This is a genomic window from Amaricoccus sp. W119 (assembly GCF_047275745.1).
In the GTDB taxonomy this organism is placed as follows: domain Bacteria; phylum Pseudomonadota; class Alphaproteobacteria; order Rhodobacterales; family Rhodobacteraceae; genus Amaricoccus.
In genome coordinates, this window is sequence record NZ_JBKQWU010000145.1 from 1 (window position 1) to 2,632 (window position 2,632).

2 protein-coding genes are annotated in these 2,632 nt (G+C 65.5%); both read right to left on the reverse strand.

The genetic code is table 11. From position 1 onward, the window contains the following. Nucleotides 1-899: ABC transporter permease (locus ACLJK8_RS22410; protein WP_413152635.1), on the reverse strand; the 899-nt coding region annotated here is incomplete at its 3' end. A 48-nt stretch (nt 900-947) separates the two neighbouring features. Beyond that, nucleotides 948-2,486 (reverse strand): sugar ABC transporter ATP-binding protein, encoded by a 1,539-nt coding sequence (locus tag ACLJK8_RS22415; protein WP_413152636.1) that lies wholly within the window; start codon nt 2,484-2,486, stop codon nt 948-950. Nucleotides 2,487-2,632 lie beyond the last annotated feature (146 nt).

The following is a 2,632-nucleotide window of genomic DNA, read 5'->3' on the forward strand; positions in this document are numbered from 1 at the left end:
GTGCCGAGGATCACCGTGCCGATCACCGTGCCGGTGATCCGGCCCTGGCCGCCGGCGAGCGAGGTGCCGCCGATGACGGTCGCCGCGATCGCGTCGAGCTCGTACATCATGCCCATGCCCGCCTGCGCCGTCTGGGCGCGCGCCGCCGTCACGATCCCGGCGAGACCGGCGAGCGTGCCCGCGATCGCATAGACCTTCACCAGATGCCGTCCGACGTCGATGCCCGAGACGCGCGCCGCCTGCGGGTTGGCGCCGATCGCATAGGTGTACTTGCCGTAGCGCGTGTAGCGCAGCGCGACGTGGAAGATCAGCGCGACGAGCAGAAAGATGATCACCGGCCAGATGCCCGAGCCGATCGAGGCGAAGCTCGGGGTCGGGAAGGAGATCGGCTGGCCCTTGGTGTACCATTTCGCGATGCCGCGCGCCGTCACCATCATGCCGAGCGTGGCGATGAAGGGCGGGATGCCGGTATAGGCGATCAAGGAGCCGTTGATCATCCCGGCGATCAGCCCGATGCCGAGCCCGATCAGGAGCGGCAGGATTACCGGCAGGTCGGTCAGCGCCGGATAGACCGCGCGCGCGTAGTCGCTCGACTGCGCGAAGCTCATCGCGATCATCGCCGTCATCGCGACCACCGAGCCCGAGCTGAGGTCGATGCCGCCGGTGATGATCACCTGCGTCACCCCGACCGCGATGATGCCGATCACGCTCACCTGCAGGATCATGATCGTCAGGCGCTGCGTGTTGCCGAGGAAGCTCTGCCCCTGCAGGATCCAGCCGAGGATCTCGAACACGAGCGCCACACCCACGAGGATCGACAGGATGTTGAGTTCCGGCGGCACCCGCCGCTTCGCCTTCATCGGCGAGCCATAGGCCTCGCTGTCGTTCTGAACTGCCATTTCGCTTTCCCCCTTCGTTGCCCGGGGGTGCTCTCCCCGGGTGGCCGCTCAGCGCGCGGCGAGTTCCATGATGGCGACCTGCGTCGCCTCCGACCGATCGAGAATGCCCGTCGCATGCCCTTCGTGCATGACCATCACCCGGTCCGACATGCCGAGAACTTCCGGCAGTTCCGACGAGATCATGATCACCGCCACGCCCTCGCCCGCCAGCCGCGAGATCAGCCGGTGGATCTCCGCCTTGGCGCCGACATCGATGCCGCGCGTCGGCTCGTCGAGGATCAGGATCCGGGGCTTGGTCAGGAGCCAGCGCGCGATCAGCACCTTCTGCTGGTTGCCGCCCGAGAGGTTCTCGATCCGCTCGTAGAGCGTCGGCGTCTTGACCCGGAGCGCCTCCTTCATCTCCTGGCAGCGCAGGTTCACCGACTTCTGGTCGACGAAACCGCCCTTCACATGGCTGTCGCGCAGCACCGCCATCTGCATGTTCTCGAGCACGTCGAGGATCAGGAAGCAGCCGGTGTCCTTGCGGTCCTCGGTGAGAAACGCCATGCCGTTCTTCATCGCATCGACCGGCGTCTTGATCGCCACTTCGCGGCCGTCGATGAAGATCTTGCCCGCCGTCGCCGGAACCACGCCGAACAGCGCCTCGGCGACGTTCGACCGCCCCGAGCCCACGAGCCCGGCGAGCCCGAGGATCTCGCCCTTGCGCACGCTGAAGCTGATGTCGTGGAACACGCCCTCGACGCCCAGTCCCTCGACGCGCAGGATCTCGTCGGTGATCGGCACGATCTCCTTCGGGAACATGTCGGTGATGTCGCGGCCCACCATCATGCGGATGATGTCGTCGCGCGTCACATCCGCCGAAGGATGCGTGCCGATGTACTTGCCGTCGCGGAACACCGAGAATTCGTCGGCGATCTCGAAGAGCTCGTTCATCTTGTGCGTGATGTAGACGATGCCGATCCCCTGCTTGCGAAGATCGCGGATGATGGCGAAGAGATGGTCGACCTCGGTCTCGGTCAGCGCCGAGGTCGGCTCGTCCATGATCAGCACGTCGGATTCGTAGCTCACCGCCTTCGCGATCTCGATCATCTGCCGCGAGGCCACCGTCAGCGTGCCGACCTCGACATCCGGGTCGATCTTGATGTTGAGCCGGTTGAAGAGATCGCGCGTCATCTGGCTCATCTTGCGATGGTCGATGAGGCCCAGCGCGTTCTTCGGCTCGCGCCGGATCCAGATGTTCTCGGCGACCGTCATGTAGGCCATCAGGTTCAGCTCCTGATGGATCATCGCGATCCCCTTCTCGAGCGCGTCGAGCGGCGAGGTCAGCGTCACCTCCTCGCCCCGCAGGTTGATCGTGCCCCGGTCCGGCGTGTAGATCCCCGCGATGATCTTCATCAGCGTCGACTTGCCAGCCCCGTTCTCGCCCATCAGCGCGTGAACCGTCCCGGGCCGCAGCTTGAACTGAACATCGTCAAGCGCCACAACCCCCGGAAACTCCTTCCGGATCCCGCTGATCTCAAGCAGCGAATCCCCAACCTTCGTCTTGTGACGATGAATCGCCGCGCGTACCTGCGGTGTCACTGTCATGGTCATTCGCCTCCCCTGCGATCGGGCATCGTCCGTCGAGCCCTTCCCGTAGTCCGTCCCGCCGCGGCCGATCCGGCCGCCGTCAGTCTCGCTGTCGTCCGTCTTCTACCGTCGTCTGGCGGGCCGCGCGAAAGCCGCGCGCGGCC